This window comes from Kitasatospora sp. NPDC058218 (assembly GCF_042882445.1).
GTDB lineage: Bacteria > Actinomycetota > Actinomycetes > Streptomycetales > Streptomycetaceae > Kitasatospora.
The window spans coordinates 78,368-96,930 of record NZ_JBHVWC010000039.1 but is presented as its reverse complement, the minus strand read 5'-3'; the positions used below and the strand labels follow the sequence as shown (position 1 = coordinate 96,930).

14 protein-coding genes and 4 pseudogenes are annotated in these 18,563 nt (G+C 72.5%); 10 read left to right on the top strand and 8 right to left on the bottom strand.

What is annotated here, in order from left to right; translation table 11 throughout:
- Positions 1-80: 80 nt before the first annotated feature.
- Both ACFVYI_RS24375 and ACFVYI_RS24370 read right to left on the bottom strand, forming a co-directional pair.
- Entirely contained in the window at positions 81-452 is a 372-nt protein-coding gene (locus tag ACFVYI_RS24375; protein WP_387889088.1) for a transposase, read from the bottom strand.
- A gap of 73 nt (positions 453-525) precedes the next feature.
- Positions 526-1,065: pseudogene (locus ACFVYI_RS24370) on the bottom strand (IS5 family transposase); the annotation flags it as partial.
- On the opposite strand from ACFVYI_RS24370, the pseudogene ACFVYI_RS24365 reads away from it, so the two are divergent.
- The 3 genes and pseudogenes from ACFVYI_RS24365 to ACFVYI_RS24355 all read left to right on the top strand — a co-directional run.
- Positions 1,065-1,355, top strand: a pseudogene (locus ACFVYI_RS24365) (ATP-dependent DNA ligase); the annotation flags it as partial. The pseudogenes ACFVYI_RS24370 and ACFVYI_RS24365 overlap by 1 nt on opposite strands.
- 218 nt (positions 1,356-1,573) lie before the next feature.
- Entirely contained in the window at positions 1,574-1,792 is a 219-nt protein-coding gene (locus ACFVYI_RS24360) for a ferredoxin (RefSeq protein ID WP_387889086.1), read from the top strand.
- Positions 1,793-1,883: 91 nt separating this feature from the next.
- Positions 1,884-3,089: a cytochrome P450 gene (locus ACFVYI_RS24355; protein WP_387889084.1), complete on the top strand. Its 1,206-nt coding sequence runs from the start codon at positions 1,884-1,886 to the stop codon at positions 3,087-3,089.
- Between the two features lie 102 nt (positions 3,090-3,191).
- On the opposite strand, the pseudogene ACFVYI_RS24350 reads toward ACFVYI_RS24355, so the two are convergent.
- The 4 genes and pseudogenes from ACFVYI_RS24350 to ACFVYI_RS24335 all read right to left on the bottom strand — a co-directional run.
- Positions 3,192-3,515, bottom strand: a pseudogene (locus ACFVYI_RS24350) (IS5/IS1182 family transposase); the annotation flags it as partial.
- Between the two features lie 16 nt (positions 3,516-3,531).
- Positions 3,532-3,989, bottom strand: a pseudogene (locus ACFVYI_RS24345) (glycosyltransferase family 2 protein); the annotation flags it as partial.
- On the bottom strand, positions 3,980-4,957 hold the full coding sequence (locus ACFVYI_RS24340) for a 2-hydroxyacid dehydrogenase (RefSeq protein WP_387889082.1): 978 nt from the start codon (positions 4,955-4,957) through the stop codon (positions 3,980-3,982). The pseudogene ACFVYI_RS24345 and the gene ACFVYI_RS24340, both read right to left, overlap by 10 nt.
- Before the next feature lie 401 nt (positions 4,958-5,358).
- Complete coding sequence (locus tag ACFVYI_RS24335) at positions 5,359-8,151, bottom strand: M4 family metallopeptidase (RefSeq protein ID WP_387889080.1); 2,793 nt, start codon at positions 8,149-8,151, stop codon at positions 5,359-5,361.
- 294 nt (positions 8,152-8,445) lie between these two features.
- Between ACFVYI_RS24335 and ACFVYI_RS24330 the strand changes: the two genes are divergently transcribed.
- The 4 genes from ACFVYI_RS24330 (at position 8,446) to ACFVYI_RS24315 (ending at position 12,867) form a co-directional block, all read left to right on the top strand.
- Positions 8,446-9,339: a carbon-nitrogen hydrolase family protein gene (locus tag ACFVYI_RS24330; RefSeq protein WP_387889078.1), complete on the top strand. Its 894-nt coding sequence runs from the start codon at positions 8,446-8,448 to the stop codon at positions 9,337-9,339.
- Between the two features lie 573 nt (positions 9,340-9,912).
- Complete coding sequence (locus ACFVYI_RS24325) at positions 9,913-10,473, top strand: sensor domain-containing protein (protein WP_387889076.1); 561 nt, start codon at positions 9,913-9,915, stop codon at positions 10,471-10,473.
- A 62-nt stretch (positions 10,474-10,535) separates the two neighbouring features.
- Complete coding sequence (locus ACFVYI_RS24320; RefSeq protein WP_387889074.1) at positions 10,536-12,509, top strand: polymorphic toxin-type HINT domain-containing protein; 1,974 nt, start codon at positions 10,536-10,538, stop codon at positions 12,507-12,509.
- A 19-nt stretch (positions 12,510-12,528) separates the two neighbouring features.
- Positions 12,529-12,867, top strand: coding sequence for a hypothetical protein (locus tag ACFVYI_RS24315; RefSeq protein WP_387889071.1), 339 nt, complete (start codon positions 12,529-12,531; stop codon positions 12,865-12,867).
- Positions 12,868-12,941: 74 nt separating this feature from the next.
- On the opposite strand, the gene ACFVYI_RS24310 is transcribed toward ACFVYI_RS24315, so the two are convergent.
- Complete coding sequence (locus ACFVYI_RS24310; protein ID WP_387889103.1) at positions 12,942-13,868, bottom strand: alpha/beta hydrolase; 927 nt, start codon at positions 13,866-13,868, stop codon at positions 12,942-12,944.
- Between the two features lie 165 nt (positions 13,869-14,033).
- On the opposite strand from ACFVYI_RS24310, the gene ACFVYI_RS24305 reads away from it, so the two are divergent.
- Positions 14,034-14,615 carry a TetR/AcrR family transcriptional regulator gene (locus tag ACFVYI_RS24305; RefSeq protein WP_387889069.1) on the top strand — a complete coding sequence of 194 codons (582 nt, stop codon included), beginning with the start codon at positions 14,034-14,036 and terminating at the stop codon, positions 14,613-14,615.
- A 156-nt stretch (positions 14,616-14,771) separates the two neighbouring features.
- Positions 14,772-16,004 carry an MFS transporter gene (locus tag ACFVYI_RS24300; protein ID WP_387889067.1) on the top strand — a complete coding sequence of 411 codons (1,233 nt, stop codon included), beginning with the start codon at positions 14,772-14,774 and terminating at the stop codon, positions 16,002-16,004.
- A gap of 89 nt (positions 16,005-16,093) precedes the next feature.
- On the opposite strand, the gene ACFVYI_RS24295 is transcribed toward ACFVYI_RS24300, so the two are convergent.
- The gene (locus ACFVYI_RS24295) at positions 16,094-17,254 is read right to left on the bottom strand and encodes an iron-containing alcohol dehydrogenase (RefSeq protein ID WP_387889064.1); all 1,161 of its coding nucleotides are present in this window, start codon (positions 17,252-17,254) and stop codon (positions 16,094-16,096) included.
- Between the two features lie 137 nt (positions 17,255-17,391).
- Between ACFVYI_RS24295 and ACFVYI_RS24290 the strand changes: the two genes are divergently transcribed.
- Positions 17,392-18,402 (top strand): LysR family transcriptional regulator, encoded by a 1,011-nt coding sequence (locus tag ACFVYI_RS24290; RefSeq protein ID WP_387889063.1) that lies wholly within the window; start codon positions 17,392-17,394, stop codon positions 18,400-18,402.
- The last annotated feature ends 161 nt before the right edge of the window (positions 18,403-18,563 follow it).

Genomic DNA, 18,563 nt, shown 5'->3' with positions numbered 1-18,563 from the left:
GTCGCCCACCCGCACCCTGGAACAGCTCCGAGCCCTTCTGTCCGAGCCCGCCGACAAGGAAGATCAACTCTGACAGTTATTCAGAAACAAGCCCCCAGGGTGCCGGAGTACTGCCGGGCAACCCCGGGCGAGGCCTTGCCGTCCTTGGGGAAGCCGGTGTCGTCCACGGCCCACACCTCGGGCCGCACCGCCCGCACCGCGCGCCGCGCCAGCCGGGCCCGCACGTCCTCGACCGGCCAGGTCGAGGACGTCATGAACTGCTGCAACCGCTGATGGTCGACCCCCAGGCGCTCGGCCATCGGCGGCATCGACTTGCGCCGACCCTCCAGCAGCAGCCCCCGCAGATACAGCCCGCCCTTGGCCCGCTGATCACGCCGGGCCAAGGGCGCGAACACCTCCGCCGCGAACTCCTCCAACCGCCCCCGCCACAACGCAAGCTCCCCAGCCCTCATACCAACAGAGAACTACCGAACACACGATGCGACAAGCCTCCTAACAAAGCACTACTAGGTTCTGTCCGCGCGATCATGAGCGGAGCCAGATGACCAGTGCGGCGACAGTGACCGTGCCGAGGAAGATGTACGCGCGCTTGTCATACCTGGTCGCGACGGCGCGGAAGTTCTTCAACTTGTTGATCGCGCGCTCGACGACATTGCGCTTCTTGTCGCGCTCCTTGTCGAATCCGGGCGGCCGACCGTCGGCACTTCCCCGCTTGCGACGGTGCGCCGCCTGGTCCGCCTTCTCGGGGATGACGTGTCGGATCGCTCGCCGCCGTTGGTAGCGGCGGGTCCGGCAATTGCTGTACGCCTTGTCGGCACTGACGCTGTCAGGCGTGGTGCGAGGACGGCCGGTCGTGAGACGCGGAACCCGGATCTTGTCCATGACGGGCTCGAACTGGGTGCAGTCGGCGCATTGTCCCGGCGTGATGACCAGGGACAACGCCCGGCAGCGACCCTCCGCGCTCAGGTGGATCTTGGTGGTCCGACCGCCTCGGGACCGTCCGACCGCCTTGGGACCGTCCGAAGGCCTCGCCGGCCGCCCGGGCGGCCGGCGAGCCGGGGCTCGGCCCGTGGGTGATGCTCGGCAAGACCTTCAAGGGGCTGACCGACCGGACGCTCGCCTGGCAGACCGCCGAGTTGCTCGCCCGGGAGACCGGGTGGGACGCCCGGACGGTGCTGGTCCGGCCGGAACTGGTCGTCGAGGTCGCCTTCGACGGCCTCCAGCGCAGTCCCCGCTACCCCGCCGGGCTGGCCCTGCGGTTCGCCCGGGTGGTGCGCTACCGGCCGGACAAGAGCGCCGCCGAGGCCGACACGGTGTCCTCCGTACGGGAGTTGGCCACCGCCGAAGGCTTGTGAGGCCGTCCGCGCGGCCGGGTCCGCCGACCCGTCCGGCGAAGTACCGCGGGTTGAAACGCATTGCACCGCAATGGGGGTTCACACACAGGGGCCGAATCAGCCATTCCCGATCCGGCCACCGTATCCCTCCGTGAACGGACCAGCGACGGCTAGGTTGACCGTGACAACGAGAGGCGGCCGCCGGGCAGTCGGCGCCGCCCTGGCGAAAGGTGCCCGACATGCAGGTGAGCGTCGACCGGGACCGTTGCTGCAGCTCCGGCATGTGCGTGATGAACGCCCCCGCGGTCTTCGACCAGGACGACCGGGACAGTCTCGTGAGGCTCCGTCAGACTGTCTTGCTGCCCGAGCAGTTCGACGACGTCATACTCGCCTCCGAGCTCTGCCCGGGCCGGGCGATTACCGTCACCGGGGACGAGCCCGCGCGGACCGGGGCCTGACGGACCCCCGCCGCCGGCCCCGCAGGCCGCCGGGAACCTTCCCGGGCCCCGAACCCCACGAGAACACCCGCGACGTGAGGAGACCCCCGCCTTGACCACCGCACCCACCACCCCCGTCCTCCCAGTGCCGGCCCGGCACTCCGGCGGCTGCCCGTTCGGCCCGCCGCCCGCGTACTCCGAGGCCGCCGCCACCGGGCCGGTGACCAGGGCCGAGTTGCCCGACGGCGACCTCTGCTGGCTGGTCACCGGCTTCGCCGAGGTCCGCACCGTGCTGTCCGACCGCCGGTTCAGTGCCGACATACGCCACCCGGCCTTCCCGCTGCTGGTCGCCGGCGCTCGCGAGCTGATCACCGACAATCCGGACTTCCTGCGGCTCGACGACCCCGAGCACGCCCGCCAGCGCCGCATGCTCACTGGGGAATTCCTGGTCAAGCGGGTGGAGGCGCTGCGCCCGGAGATCCAGCGGATCGTGGACGAGGCGCTGGACCGGATGACCGCGGGCCGGACCACGGCCGACCTGGTCACCGACTTCGCGCTGCCGGTGCCCTCGCTGGTGATCTGCCTGCTGCTCGGCGTGCCGTACGAGGACCACGACCGCTTCCAGCGCCTGAGCCGCACGATGCTCAACCAGGAGAGCACCGTGGAGCTGCTCCGGGAGGCCCAGGAGGAGGTCCTGGACTACCTGCGCGACCTGACGGCCCGCAAGCGCGCACAGCCGGAGGACGACGTCCTCAGCCGACTCGCGGCGCGGGACGACCTGACCCCGGACGACGTGGCCGGCATGGGCGTGCTGCTGCTGATCGCCGGGCACGAGACGACCGCGAACATGATCTCGCTGTCGACCGCGCTGCTGCTGGAGCACCCCGAGCAGATCCCCGGCCTGGCCGACCCGGCCACCCTGCCGGGCGCGGTGGAGGAGCTGTTGCGGCTGCTGACCATCGTGCACACCGGCCTGCCCCGGGTGGCGCTGGAGGACGTGGAGCTGGGCGGCGTCACCGTCCGGGCCGGGGAGGGCGTGATGGCGATGCTCTCCACCGCCAACCGGGACGAGGCGGTGTTCGGCGGCGCCGGCCATCGGGCGACGGACGAGCTGGACCTGGACCGGGACGCCCGGCGGCACCTGGCGTTCGGCTTCGGCGTGCACCAGTGCCTGGGCCAGCCGCTGGCCCGCGCCGAACTCCAGATCGCCCTGGAGACGCTGTTCCGCCGACTGCCGGGGCTGCGGCTGGCCGGCGAACGCGAGTTCCGTACCGAGTCGTTCATCTACGGGATGCGGTCACTGCCCGTGACCTGGTGAGCGGGGCCCAATGGAGAACTCTCACTGGACTACCGGGCGGAGCTGTCCGGGCGATCATGTGCGGAGCCAGATGACGGGAGCGGCAGCGGTGACGGTGCCGAGCTAGACGTATCCGCGCTTGTCGTATCGGGTTGCGACCGCTCGGGCGTGCTTGAGCTTGTTGATGGCCCGTTCGACGGTGTTGCGCTTCCTTTACTGCTTCTCATCGAAGGCCGGTGGGCACCCGCCGCGTGAGCCTTCGCGCGGGCGGGCGGCCTGACTGTCCGCCTTCTCCGGGATCGTGTGCCGGATGCCGCGCCTGCGCAGGTAGGCGCGGCACGGGCCGTTGCTGTAGGCCTTGTCGGCGGCCACGCTGTCGGGCGTCTTCCGGGGCCCGCCCGGCCCTGTCCGCGGGACACGGATCTTCTCCAGTACCGGCTCGAACTGCGTGCTCCTGCTCGGCTCACACGCCGAGACGCCAACCTTCGAGCGCCGCAACCTCGCGCCCGCGCTTCGATGACCGCCATCCGCGTAGTCCTCTCACCCTCATGGGTGTGAGCGCTGGACGCAGTGCTCTGCCCCGGCCACTTCCGTACAGAAGTACGGTCTCGGCGGAGAACCAGCCGCGGCTGACCGCGTTCAGCGCTGTGACAGTCCCCGTGTCCTCGCTTGCCGGCAGGGCCATCCAGCTGCCAAGGGCAAGTACGAGGTCGCGGCGTGCGCAGAGGGTTGCCGGGTGGACTTGAGCGCGGAAGTCGCGCGCCTTCCAGTGCTCAAGCACGGCGCCACGGTCGATTGGGCCTTCCGGTGGGTCCTGATCGACACGACGGTGGAGCCGTTCGGCAAGAGGTCGAGCACTCGTGACGTGGTCCAGCAGATGCCTGGGTACGCAAGCGCAGCCAGGTCGCGCACTAACCGGCCGTCGCCGCGTACGGTGGCTCGTCCCCCCGGGCCACGGCGCGCAGGTTCTCGGCCGCCATGTCGGCCATCCGCCGGATCGCCTGGGTGCTCAGGTAGGCGCAGTGCGGCGTCACCAGCAGCCGGTCCGGCACGAACTCCAGTAGCCCGTAAGGGTCTTCGTCCGGAGCCGGGGTCGGTTCGGTGTAGTAGCCGTCGATCGACGCGCCGGCGATCCGGCCCTCGGCCAGCGCGGTGCGCAGCGCCGCCGGGTCGACGAGGGCGGCGCGGGCCGTGTTGACCAGGAAGCCGTCGGAGCCGAGCGCGGTCAGCTGCTTCGCGCCGATCACTCCGTCGTTGACCCCGGGCAGGTGGGGGAAGTGCAGCGTCACCACGTCGGCGGCCTCGAACAGCTCGTCCAGCGAGGAGACCGCGGTGTAGGGCAGTTCGTCCAACTCCGGGCGGTGGGTGCGGTTCCAGTACAGCACCTCCATCCCGAACGCGGCGTGCGCCATCCGGGCCACCTCGCGGCCGATGTGTCCCATGCCCGCCACCCCGAGCCGGGCGCCGACCAGCGACGGGGTCGCGTCCTCGCTCCACACCCCGGCCCGCACACCCGCCACCCGGCGGGTCACCCCGCGCACCAGGTCGAGCATCTGGGCGACGGTGAACTCCGCGACGGCCACCGCGTTGGCGTGCGGGGTGTAGCTGAACCGCGTCCGCGAGTCACCTTCCGGCAGCTCGATGAAGGAGCTGTAGCCGGTGCCCATGAAACAGACAACCGCGAGGTCCGGCAGCTGCTCCCAGGCGCGCCTGGACATGAGTTCCGACCCGCCCAGCACATAGCCCCAGGCGCCGTGTAGCGCCTGGACCACCTTGTCCTCGTCCAGGTCGCCGGGGAGCGACTCGACGGTGAACCCGTCGGCCTCCAGCTCCCGCACCACCCGCTCCGGGAAGGTCGCCCCCGTCACAACCACCCTGCGACTCTCCATGCCCGGCTCCTCGGCTCGCTGCTCACTCGGCTGGCTGCTCACTCGGCACGGTCGCACTCCCGGCGGTGCCGCGTGCACCAGCCTAAGGGTCCGGCCCCGGACCCTCCGTCCGCTTCGGCGGCCCCGTCCGCCCCCTCCCGGGGTCGGCCCGGGCGCCCCGTGCCGTAGGTGCTGCCGACCGGTGCTCCGCTCAAGACCCGCGCTCGCGCGCAAGGGTGACGGGCGACAGGAAATCTTGCTGTTTGCGCGGCCGGAAGTGACGGTCGCTCACCGGCTGGCGCCGAAGAATTTCCGGTGCCCGGGCCTAGCCGTTCCGCCTGGTGGGGGTCGGTCGCGGACCGTCGTCCGCCCCGATGCCGGTACCCACCGGCAGCGGGGCGAACGACGGCGGTCTGACGTGATCAGCAGGCCCGGGCCGGCTGGCTGCGGACCACGACGTCGTTGCGGCCGGGGGTGGCGTCCAGCCAGACCACCCGGGTGCCCTGGTCGGCGGCGGGGTGGAACTGGGTGCCGCGGTTGCAGGAGACGCGCACCGGGGCGCCGCCGGTGACCGGCAGCTGGTACAGCTTGGGGAGCGCGGCGTTCGACCAGCCGCCGCTCGGCTTGGCGCCGCGGTGCTGGAAGGTCACGGCCTGGTCGGTGGCGGTGAAGTCCATGCCGGCCGGGGAGTACGACGAGTCGGCGGGCAGCAGGTCGTTCACGCCGGAGCCGTCCAGGGCGCCGGAGCGGATGGCGTCCCGGCCGGAGGTGGGGTCGGCCGCGGTCTGCAGCCAGAGCAGCCGGCCGCCCGCGAGCGTCGGAGACGTGAGGACCGGCAGGTCGGTGCCGTTGGGGGTGCTCACCGCGTACTGCGCGCCGACCCGGCCGGTGGCGATCGAGTAGACCGTCGGTGCCTGGACGGTCGCGTCCCCGGCCGTCCAGGTCTCGATCCAGGAGAGCAGGCCGTCCTTGAGGGAGAGGGAGGAGCCGGCGAACGGCGAGACGGCGTGCCCCTCGGGCAGCGGGAGCTCCACCGGCGGGGCGCCGTCGTGGGAGAGCCGGACCGAGGCCCGGTTGCTTTCGCCGTCGCGCACCACGAAGGCGATGTCCGCGCCGGATATCTGCACGCTGACCGGCGACTGGGTCGATGACTGGAACAGGCTGCGGACCGGGCCGCCGGACAGCGAGCGGGTCAGCACCTCCGTCCCCCAGGTGCCGGTGGCGTCGGGCCCGATCGCCAGCCAGACGGCGGACTTGCCGTCGGTGGCGGCCCAGCCGTGCATGCGGTCGTCCTTCGGGCTGAGCCGGGTGGGGGTGCCGGGGGTGGTGGTGGATCCGGTGTACAGGATGAACCCGCCCTGGCCGTTCGGGTTGGTGTTGCCCATCACCCAGTGGCCTCCGCCCGCGGCCGGCCCGGTCGGGGCGGCGACGCCGCGCAGCAGCGGGCGACTGTCCGTGTCGATCCGGCTCTGCCAACCGGCCCGGATCCCGTGGGCGTCGAACGCGGCGGCCACCGAACGGAGTTCGGACCGGCTGAGGTTGAGCGAGCGGCCGGCGGCGAGGACGGCGTTGCGGCCGTCGACGAAGTCGTCCAGCGGGGTGAGGTACTCGGCGAGCGCACGGTAGATCAGCCGGTCGGCGGTGAGCGGGTCGACGGTGCGCCGGATGTCCCACAGGGCGCCGGCGAAGATGGTGGAGTTGAGGTGCACGCCGCCGTTGTCCAGTTCGAGCCCCGCGCCGAGGTAGTCGTTCACGGTGGTGCGGCGGTCGTCGAGCCGGCGGTTCGCGCACTCCTCGGGGGTGCCGGTGCGGCACAGGCTCTCGCCGAGCAGTGCGGCCTTCGGGTCGGTCATCGCGATGCCGCGGGCGGTCACCTCGATGGCGTTGCCGAAGTAGTCGGCCAGCGCCTCGTTCATCGCCCCGGACTGGCCGGCGTACTCCAGGTCGGCGGTGTGCTGGATGACGCCGTGGGTCATCTCGTGACCGGCCACGTCGAGGGCCGCGGCGAACTGGCGGTACTTGGCGTCGCCGTTGCCGTAGACCATCTTCTGCCCGTCCCAGGAGGCGTTCGGGAACGGGGCGCCGCCGTTGCTCACGTTCACCACGGAGGTGATCGGGCTGCCCTTGCCGTCCAGGCCGTCCCGGCCGAGCCGGGTGCGGTAGAAGTCGTACACGGTACCGGCGTTGAGGTGGGCGTCGCTGGCGCCGCTGGCGCCGGTGGCGGCGGGGAAGTCCGGGCCCGGGGAGCCGACCGGGAGGGTGTCGGCGGGCAGCCGGCCGAACTCCCGGTAGTCCCGCCCGGCCCCGTCGTAGGTGGAGACGGTGGCGGGCCGGGTGAGGTCGACGAGCCGGTAACTCCCGTCCGGCTGACGGGCGATGTTCACCGGCACGGTACGGCCGAGGAGGTCGGGGGCGGTCCCGGTGGCGGGCTGGGCGGCGGGCTCGGTGGCGGATTCCGGCGCGGCGGGGGCCGCGGCACGAGCCGCCCCGGCCCCGGCACCCTCGGCCTGGAACGGGCCCTGCGCGTCGTGGGCGAGGGCGATCACGCCGCGCGTGGCGTCCACGTAGACCTCGCGGACCAGTGGCGCCCTGGTCACCGGGTCGGTGGCGCGCACCGTGAAGTGCTGGGCGAGCCGCCCCGCGCCGCCCGACAGGACGACCGGGCCCCGGTCCTCGACGGTGGCGCCGGCCCTGGCGCGCGGGTCGGTGAGCGAATCGAGCGCCAGCCTGCGCAGCGTCGCGGCCGGTACGGCGGGGGTGGTCGGCGCGGTGAGCCCGGTGAAGTACTTGCCGCCGACCGATTCCACCCGCTGGCCGGCCCCCTCGCCGACGAGGCGGACCAGGTACTGCCCGCCGAGCACCGGTACGCCGCCGTGGAACTGCTGGAACCTGACGGTGTGCCGGCCCTCGGCGGTGCGCTCCACCGCGAGCTCGGTCAGCTGCCCCGGGTCGATCCGGTACCGGTCGGGGTTGGCCGCGAGATGGGCGCGGGCCGCCTCACCGGGACTGCCGGGCGCCGCCTCGGACAGCCCGGTCACCAACTGCGGGGCGGCGGTGCCCTCGCCGGTCACCAGGCCGGGGACGGGATCGGATTCGGCGGTCGGGCCAGGCGGCGCGGCCAGGGCGGGGGAGGCGGACAGGGTGAGCGCCACCGCCAGACTCAGGGCGGCGCCGGCGCCGAGCGCCCGGGCGGTGGGACGGGAACGATGGTGCACTGCGGTCCTCCACGGAATCGGCAGCGGCAGCAAAGCCGCAGGAGCAGCGATGTGACGCCGGGTCATCCGATGCTCATTCGCGGTCGCCCGGCCCGTCCAGGCCGTCGGGCGAAAGGGCAGCGGGGAGTCACAACCCCTGCGCACCGGCGCACTCGCCCCGTGTCCGAACGGGCACGAACCGCCCCCGGCCGCAGAAACCACCGCCCCCGGTGAACCGCCCCCGGCCCCGCCCCGTACGGCCGCCGCCCGCCGGGGGTCTGGCCAGGCGTTCGGACGTGCCGTACCGTCCACGCCGTGGCAAGGACATTGCGGTTGGCGGTCGCGCAGAGCACGGTGCCGGAGGACCCCACGGATCGCGGAGCGCTGCGGGCGGCCGGGCAGGAGATCCGGGCCCTGATGGCCGAGGCCGCCGGGGCGGGGGCGCGGCTGGTGCAGTTCCCCGAGGGGGCGATCACCTACCCGAGCAAGCGCGTGATGGCGCTCGGCCCGTCCGGCGAACCGGCTCCGGCCGACTGGAGTCGTGCCGCCTGGGACGTCCTGCGCGAGGAGGCGGAGTCGATCGCCGCCTCGGCGGGCGAGCTCGGCCTGTGGACGGTGTTCGGATCGCTCCACCCCCTCACGCCGCCGAACCGGCCCCACAACAGCCTCTACGTCGTCTCCGACCGCGGCCGTCCGGTCGCACGGTACGACAAGCGGTTCCTGTCGCACACCGAGGTGTCCTACCTGTACTCCCCTGGACGGCAGCCGCTCGTCCTCGCGGTGGACGGCATCCGGTTCGGTTTCGCCCTGTGCATCGAAGCCAACTTCCCGGAGCTGTTCGCCGAGTACGAACGCCTGGACGTCGACTGCGTCCTGTTGTCGGTGATGGTCGACGACGCGCCCCGGGCCCGCGTCGCCCAGGCGTACGGGACGCTCCACAACTACTGGCTCGGCTACTCGCTCCCGGCGCAGTTCAGCACCACCGTGCCGTCCGGGATCGTGGCTCCCGGCGGACGGTGGCTGGCGCGCTGCCCCGCGGACGGACGTCCCGGCCTGGCGATCGCCGACATCGACCTCGACTCGCGGGACAGGGACATCGAGATGGCCGTCCGGTACGCCCGCCCGTGGCGCCGCTCGGCACGCGCCGGGCTCTACGACGAGCGGATCCCGGTCGGCGACACCCGCAGCGACACCCGCACGGCGTTCTGACGCCCGCCCCGGAAGGCACGCCGCCGACCGGGCCGAACGCGCCACCGGATGCCCCCTCGTACGCGCCCGACGGCGCCCCGCAGCGACCCTCGGTGCTCCCGATCGGTGAACGCCCTGACAGCGGGCGGCGGTTGGGTGGCCCGAGGAAATGCTCAGGGGGGCCTCAAATCGGCGGGGAAGGGCTTGCCGCGTCGCGCCGACTGGGCAACCCTATGCGTCGGCGGCATTCACGGAACGTGACCCACGTCGCTGAAATGACGATATGTCATGGGGGAGATGAGTGTGGTCGAGGACTCCGATTTCCACATCGCGCCACCGACGGCCGGCCCGGAGAACGGCGGCCTGACAGCCGCCATGACCCGCCCTCCGGGACCAGCCGGTGACGGGGGCCCGCCGTCGGACGGCCGCCCGGCGGGGCCGCCGGCCTCCCTCGGGGAGGCCGGGCCGGGCGGGCGGCTTCGCCCGGGGAAGGTGAAGCGTCTGCTGCTGTCGGTTGTTGCGGTGCTCTGTATCGGGTCGGCAGGCGTAGGGGGTTGGCTGTGGCTGCGAGGGTCGGAGGGTGCCGGCCTGCACGTGGCGGCAGGGACGGTGCAGGCGAACCTGCTCACCCCGGACGAGGTCAGCAGGCTGGCCGGGACCACGGTGGTCTCCGGTCCGAGGGGCAGTGAGCCACCCGACGGGCTCGGCGCCGAGCCGTCGAACTGCGCGGTGGCGGTGGGGCCGGCGACCAAGGCGGTCTACGGGCAGGGGTGGACGGCGTTCCTGTCGGCGACCTACCAGGACGCCGCGGGGGTGGGCGACTACACGGTCACCCAGGTCGTCGGCGTCTACCCCGACGGGGACAAGGCCGCCGCGGTGTTCCGTGCGCTGGGCCAGGGGCTCCAGGGATGCCCGTCCGCCGTGCGGACCGACCAGGACGGCCGTACGTCGGAGTGGACCTACAAGTCCGACACCGTGACCTCGGACGCCGTCGGCTGGACCGCGACGCAGGACGCCGGGGACGGCTGGGCCTGTTACCGACAGGCCCGGCTCAAAGGCCGGACCATCCTGCAGGTGGCGCTCTGCGAAGCAGGGGACGGCAAGCCGGCCGTCGCGAAGATCGCGGACCAGGTCGCCGCGAAGGTGACCGAATGACCGCGCACGGCGGGTCAGCCCGAAGGGCCGCCTCCCGGGCGTCGGTCGCCGGGTGGCGAGGCATGTGCCTGGTGCTCTTGGCGGCATTGGTTCCGGTGCTCACGGCCGGGGAGAGCACCGCGACCCCGACGGCCGATCCGCCGGTGGCGAGTCTGGCCGCGCTGGCTTCCGGGACACCTGTTCCCGAGCCGCTGCGGCCGAGTGCCGCTTACCCCGCCGGCCTCAACGCCCGGATCGCTTCCTTCGGTCAGCAGATCGGGACGCTGCCGCAACGGGTGAGCGAACTCGCGGCAGAGACACAGAAGATCACTCAGGGAACTGCGGCGATCAAGGCGAGCTCCGACGCCGTTGGCAAGGACACCACCGCCATCGCGTCCAGGATCGCCGCCCTCAATGCCAAGAGCACCGCCCTCAGTTCCAGGATCGCCGCGCACAACGCCGCACCGCACGTCTTCCAGCTGCCCGCCGAGGCCGCGGCCGCGAGCGCGTACGACGCGGAGAAGGCCCGGCTCGATGCCGAAGCGGCCCAGCTTCAGACGGAGCGGGCCGCGCTCGAATCGGAGAGCTCGCAGGCCAACGCGAAGAGGGCCCAGCTCGCGACCGATCTGGCGAAGCTCAGCGCCGACACGCTCGCCTACAGCACGAAGGCCACCGCGCTGTTCAGCGAAGCGCAGGGGTTGGTGTCCCAGCGCCAGCAGATGCTCCAGCAGATGGCCACGGCGAACCAGAGCCTCATCGACGCCCCGCCGCCCGCCGGTGCGTCGTCGATGGCGCGGGGTGTCGACGCCGCGCGCCCGCCGAACCTCACCACCCGCGGCACCGGTGTGTCATCGGAGGGTGGCGACCACCGCTCCCCGGCCGGGAAGAACGCGGCCATCGACGCATACGCCGCGAAGAACGGCGTCAAGGTCGACAAGCGGCCCGTCACCGCCTATCTGTCGCCCGCCGCGGTGAACCGCCTTCCCGCCTCCGACCTCGCCCGGCTCGTTCCCGTGGCCAGGTACGACGGTCTGGTCCCGAAGCCGAACGGCCACTACAAGGCACTGGAGGTCTGGGACACCTCGGGTGCTCCGGGCCCGGGGCAGGAGGCCTTCGACTCCGCTCTCGCAAAGGGCGGCCAGGCCACGGTCGCCGACGGCGGCAAGAAGATCATCGATGAGGTCGAGTCCGTCTCGTCCTGCGACGCTCCCAACAGCTTCGCCGCCGGCACGCCTGTTCTGCTCGCCGACGGCAGCAGCCTGCCGATCGAGCGGATCACCCCCGGCACGCAGGTCCGCGCGACCGACCCGACCACCTGGGACACAGCACCTCACGCGGTGACCGCAGCGATCCGGCACGCCGGACCGCACACCATGGTCGACGTCACGATCGCTGACGGCGCGACACTGCACGCCACCGACGGGCACCCGTTCTGGGAGGCCGGCACGGGCACGTTCACCGATGCGGCGGATCTCGGGCCGGGCGATGAACTGCGTCGACCCGACGGCACGACGGTCGGAATCATTGCGACCCGCGCCTATCCGCAGGACCTCGTCGCGTACAACCTGACCGTCAGTGACGTCCACACGTACTACGTGTTGGCGGGCGCGACCCCGGTCCTGGTCCACAACTGCGTCGCGATCACTCCGGAGGCTCGTCAGCACGTTCTGGAGGGTGTGGTCACGGACGACAACAAGTTCGCGGGTTGGCACCTCCACCCCGACCAGACCGGCGGCATCCCCGAGGATCGATTCATCAACGGCACATTGGTCACCAATGCCGACGGTACGGTCACGGTGGACGGGACGGTCGGGGCTCGCCTTCCAGGGGGCGAGATCCTCCCAAAGGTCGCCAACGTCGGCCACACCTTCTTCCCGCCCAGCTGGACGGCCGAGGACGTGATGGCAGCCGGTCAGCACCTGTTCGACTACGGCGTGTACAAGCGTAAAGGGACCATGGTCACCGGGGATTACCATGGCGTCAGAATGACGGGCTTTCTTCAGAAGACGGCAAATGGAACATATGCGCCGTCGACCTTCTTCCCGGAGGGGAAGTAGCGGAGCAACGGAGGCTGCGGTGTGGTCTTTCGCGGTTGATGAGGATGATCTGGTCATCCCGGAGGGGCCGGTCGGGACGGATGAGAACGTAAGGCTCGCTCTTGAGACGTTGATCATTCCGTTCGGCGCCAGAGCGGAAAGCGCGGAGACCTACCTCCGCGAGTGGCGGAGGATGTGGCGGGATTTCGGATCCGATTACGTTCTCGGGACATCCAGCGCGGCTGTGACGAGGATCGATTCCGACCGGGCCGAGATCGGAGACCTGTACGGGCAGTTCGAGACGTGCACGATGGGCGTGGAGGAATTCGAGCTCGCACTGGAATGCCTGATCAGTTTTCTGGAGCGACGACGCCCGTGATGTGGCGTCGACCGCCCGGTTCGGGCCGCGGGTCGCCGGTGGACGCCGCGGCCCGAACCGTTGGACTCGCGCGGTCAGCGGCCGCCGGGGCGGCCGAGGGCGTCGCGGAGGAACCCGGTGATCTCCGTCCGTGCCGCCTCGGCCTGCGGCACGACGGCCGGCATGCTGACGAAGGCGTGCGTGGCCTCGGGGAACTCGGTCAGCCGCACGGGCGTTCCGGCCGCGCGCAGGCGCTCGGCGTAGCGGCGGCCGTGGTCGGCCAGCGGGTCATGGCCCGGCACCACCACCAGCGCCGGCGCGAGCCCGGCGAGACTGTCGGCGTGCAACGGGGACAGCGCACGGGGATCGGTTCCCGGGGGGAAGGCGAGCCGGTGCACCAGCCGCAGTTGGGGGACGGTCAGGGTCGGGCTGTGGGCGTGCTCGGCGACCGAGGGGTGGTCGAGCATCGTCCCCGTCACGTCCGTGACGGGGTTGACCAGCACCTGTGCCCGCAGGTGCAGGCCGGCCCGCCTGGCGCGGATGGCGGCCAGGGCGGTGATCAGTGCGCCGCAGCTCTCGCCGAACGCGGCGATGCGCGCCGGGTCGATGCCCCAGTCGGCGGCGTGCCGCACCAGGTGGTCGAGCGCCTCCCAGCCGTCGTCGGCGGCGGCCGACAGCGGAGTGTCCGGGGCGAGGAGGCGGTGCTCGACCGAGACGACAAGGGCCGGCAGCCGGGCGGCGAGATGGCTGTTGATCCAGTCGCTCTGCACCGCCGTCCCCACGAACCCGCCGCCGTGGACGTGGAGTACGAGGGGCAGGGCTGCCGCCCGGTCGGCGGCGCCGGCGCCGCCTTCGCGCACCGGCCGGTGGACCCGGACCGGCAGACGACGGTCGGGCAGTGCCAGCGACTGCCAGTCGATCGCGGCGCCGGGGTCCGGCATCCCGGTGATCGCCCGCATCGCGGGCGACGCCCGCCTGCGGTTCTCCGCCTCGCTGTAGGCGGCCAGTTCCTCGGCGGTCATCGCCTCCCAGTCCGGCTGACCCCCCGATGCCTGCTGCCGCAACCCGCCGCTGCTCGCCGACGGCTGCCGTGCACCGCTGTCCCCGCTCATGCGTTCTCCTCCCCGAGTGGTTTCGCTACCTTAGGTATCGATACCTAAGGTAGCGGAACTGGCTATGGTGAGGGAATGACTCGAACGCCTCCTCCCGCCCGACCGCCCGGACGCCCGCGCGCCGGCCTCGACGCCGAGGTCTTCACCGCCACCCTGAGCACGGTCCGCGACATCGGCTACGCGCGCGCCACGGTCGAGCGCATCGCCGTCGCGGCCGGCATCGCGAAGACGACGGTCTACCGCCGCTGGCCGTCGAAGGGCGCGCTGATCGTGGACTGCCTCCTCGACGCGTTCGGCCCGGCTCCGCTGGAGGAGGGCGCCGACCGGGCCGAGCTGATGTCCTCGACCATCCGCTGGATCGCGGCGAAGATCGGCGAGCCCGGGGTGGGCGACGCGTTCGCGGGCGTGTTCAGCGACGCCGTCAGCGACCCGGCCCTGCGCGAGATCCTCTCCACACGGCTGCAGGACCCGTACCGCCTCGCCCTCCAGGACGCGCTCGACGAGCCGGAGCACAAGGTCCTGTTCTTCATCGACGTCGTCGTCGGAACCCTGCTCCACCGGATGGGCATGACCGGCGAACCGATGGTCGACGCCGATGTCGACGCCCTGGTCGCGATGATGCTGCCGCACTTCGCCCGCGGCGTCGGCCCGACCTGACGGTGGATCACCGACCCGGCGGCGCCGACCGATGCCGCGGCCGGCGCCGACGGCCTCGGGCAGGGCTCGCAGGTCGCACGACGACCGCACGGACATCAGCCCACGTACCACCCCGCTGCTCACTGACATCGACGACGCACGAGAACAGGAGGCGCCGTGTCGCGCTCCGAACCACTGCCCCGCACCGTCCGCCTGCTGTTACTCGCCCGGGTCGTCAACCGGCTCGGGGCCTTCTCGCTGCCCTTTCTCACCGCGCTGATCAACACCGACCACGGCGCGAGCCTGACCACCGCCGGGCTGGTCAGCGCCGCCTTCGGGCTCGCGACGATCCCCTCACGGCTGGCCGGGGGACACCTCGCCGACCGGATCGGCCGGCGCACGACCATCGTGCTCGGGCTCTGCGGATGCGCCGCCGCACAGCTGGCGATCGCGGCCTCCACGTCGCTCACCTGGGCAGTCGCCGGGGCGGTGCTGCTCGGGCTGGCCTTCGAACTCTACGAGCCCCCGAGCCAGGCGATCATCGGCGAGTCCGTGCCGGAGCAGCAACGGGTGCGCGCGTTCAGCCTGTTCAGCGCCGCGCTCGCAGCGGGCGGCATGGGCGCCGGACTGCTCGCCGCCCTCCTCGGACGCTGGGACCTGCGCTGGCTCTTCGTCACCGACGCCGCCACCTGCCTGGCCTGCGCACTGCTGATCCACCTGGCCCTTCCCCGGGACCGTCCCGAACCACCCGGCGCGGACCAGGACGACACCGCCGTACGACCGCTGCGCGACCGAGCCCTGCTGAGCGTCCTGGCCACCGGAACCGCCTACGCCCTGATCAACCAACAGGCCGTGATCACCCTGCCGCTCGCCCTCGCACGGCAGGGCCTGCCCGCCGCCGACGCCGGCCTGCTGTTCACCGCCGCCGCGGCCACCACCGTGCTCGCCCAGCCACTGGTCCGCCTGCCCCGCGTGACCCGGCTCACCACGCCCGTCGCCCTCGCCCTCGCCCATCTCCTCCTGGCCGCAGGGCTGACCGGCTACGCCCTCGCCCGCACCCTGCCGGCACTGCTCGCCTCGGCCGCCGTGACGAGCCTCGGCGATCTGCTGGTCATGGGCCGCATCTACGCGCTCGTCACCGACCTCGCACCACCCGGCGCGAGCGGCCGCTACCTGGCCGTCTTCGGTACCAGCTGGGGGATCGCCGCGACGCTCGCACCCGTCCTCGGCACCCAGCTGCTCGCCCACGCGGGGGCGCCCGCGCTGTGGTCGGCGATGGCCGCACTCTGCGTCCTGCTCGCCGCACTGCACCTCCGGGTGGCACCGGAGTCGGCCCGGTCACCGCGACGTCGCGCACCGAGGGGGCACAGGTCGACCACGCCGGGGGCCGCACCCGGCCTGCGACGCTGACCGACCATGGACGGGACCGTCACCCGGTCGCCGGCAACGGCTACCGGATCCAGTCCGTCGTCGGGCCGCTGCGCCGCTCCTCCTCGGGATCAGGCGTAGATCCGGGCGTAGAGGTCGTGGATCTGGTCGGCGGTGGGCACGACGGGGTTGTTGGCGGGGGAGCCGGACCCCAGGGCCTGCTCGGCCATGAGGGGTGTCAGGCGGGTCCACGCGTCCGGGTCGATGCCGTGGGCGCGTGGCGTGGGGACGGCCAGGTCGTGGCAGAGCTCACGGAGGGCGTCGACGAGCTTGGCGGCGGCCGTCTCCTCGGAGTCCGTCGCGGTCGCGGCTCCCAGGGCGCGGGCGCAGTCGGCGTACCGGCCGGGTGCCGCGTGCACGGAGAAGGCGGTCACCGCGGGGAACAGCATCGCGTTCGACAGGCCGTGGGCGACGTGGAAGTGGGCGCCGATCGGGCGGCTCATGCCGTGAACGAGGGCGACGCTGGAGTTCGAGAAGGCCATGCCGGCCTGGGTCGCGGCGAGCATCATGGCCTCGCGGGCGCCGATGTCCGAGCCGTCCGCGTAGGCGCGGCGCAGATGGCGGCCGATGGTGGCGATCGCGGCGAGGGCGAGGCCGTCGGTGAAGGGGTTGGCCTTGCGGCTGACGTACGCCTCGACGGCGTGGGTGAGGGCGTCGATGCCGGTGTCGGCCGTCAGGCGGGGCGGCATCGACATGGTCAGTTCCGCGTCGACCACGGCGGCGAGCGGCAGGAACGCCGGGCCCATGCAGAGCATCTTCTCGTCCGTGCGGCTGTCGGTGATGACGGTGACCTGGGTCGCCTCCGATCCGCTGCCGGCGGTGGTGGGGACGGCGATCACCGGGAGCGCCGGGCCACGGTTGACGTACGGCGCCTTGTAGTCGCGCATGCGGCCGCCCCGCGCACCCAGGAGGGCGAGGGCCTTGGCGCTGTCCATCGGGCTGCCGCCGCCGAACCCGATGACCGAGTCCGCCCCGTGGTCGTGCAGCGCGGTCAGCCCCGGGGCCAGCGAGTCGGTCGTCGGATCGGGCACGGTGTCGGAGAACAGTCGCGGACTCAGCCCGGCCCGGAGCAGCGTCGCCGTCAGGCGCTCGGCCGCGCCGGTCCCGACCAGGAACGCATCGGTGACGAGCAGGGGGCGGCTCAGCCCCAGTCCCGCGACGACGTCGCCCAGTTCCTCGGCGGCGCCGCGGCCGACGCGCACGATCCGGGGCAGGGACAGGCCGGCAACCATGGAGACCCCTCGACGGTGGGCGGAACGGCGGCCGGGTGCGCCGGCCGACGGTGCTTCGACTGTGCCGCCCGCGAGGTGGTGCGTTCAAGCGCCAATCGTGCAGACGGGGTGTGCGCGAATGCAGATACGCTGGTGCCGTGCGCTCCCGCTCCCGCCCGGCCGGCGACGACGACCCGGACCCGCCTCCGCGGGCGGAGCGCAGCGGTCTCGATCCGCGCACACTGCGCGCGGACGATCTGCGGTACCTGCTCGCGGTCGCCCGTACGGGGCGCCTGGTGAGCGCGGCCGACGCGCTCGGCGTGGACCACACCACCGTGTCCCGTCGGATCACCGCGTTGGAGAGGACCCTCGGGGTGCGGCTGATGGAGCGCGGTACGGAGGGCTGGGGCCTGACCGACACCGGAAGGGCCGTCGCGGAGAGCGCTCGCGCGATCGAGGATGCCCTCGTCCACGTCGTCGACGCGGTGTCCGGCCAGGACGCGCCGTCGTTGCACGGCACCGTCCGGGTGAGCGCTCCGGACGGCTTCGGTACCGTCTTCGCGACCCCGGCGCTGGCCAGGGTGCGCCGGCGCCACCCCCGGCTGCGCGCCGAACTCATTACGGCCACCCGGCAGTTGAACCTGAGGCCGGCCGGCTTCGACCTCGCCGTGGCCATCGGCAGGCCACCGCGGAGCCGACTGGTGACCGAGCACCTCACCGACTACGCGCTGGGGTTGTACGCCAGCGACGAGTACCTCGCGAGGTGCGGGCCCCCCGGCTCGGTCGCCGAACTGCGGGAGCATCCGCTGATCTTCTACATCGAGTCGATGCTCCAGGTGGGCGACCTCGACATCGAGCGTCATCTGCCGGGCATCACACCCGCGTTCTCCTCCACCAACGTCTTCGCCCAGCTCGAAGCCACCCGGCTGGGCGCCGGCGTCGGCGTGTTGCCGGCCTTCCTCGCCGAACCGGCCCGACTGCGGCGGCTGTTGCCCGAGGAGGTCGACATCCGACTGCCGATCACGCTGGCCGTGCGGCGGGAGGCGGTGACCCACCCCGCCGTCCGCGTCGTGCGCGACGCCCTGCACCACGAGGTCGCCCACCGCGCCGACGAACTGCTCCCGGGTGGCTCCGGCCGGACACCCGGGTCGAAGGAGAGCCTGCGCTGACCGGCGTGCGCGGTGGCCGGCCGCCGGTGCGGATCAGGACGAACCGCCGCTCGACATCGCGTTCGTGGACCGGCTGCGCGGCGCAGGCGGTCGGGCGTATCGCCTGCCGAGACCGTTGATGTGACGTGCCTCACGCTCCGGCCGCCTCGGTCCGGAGATGC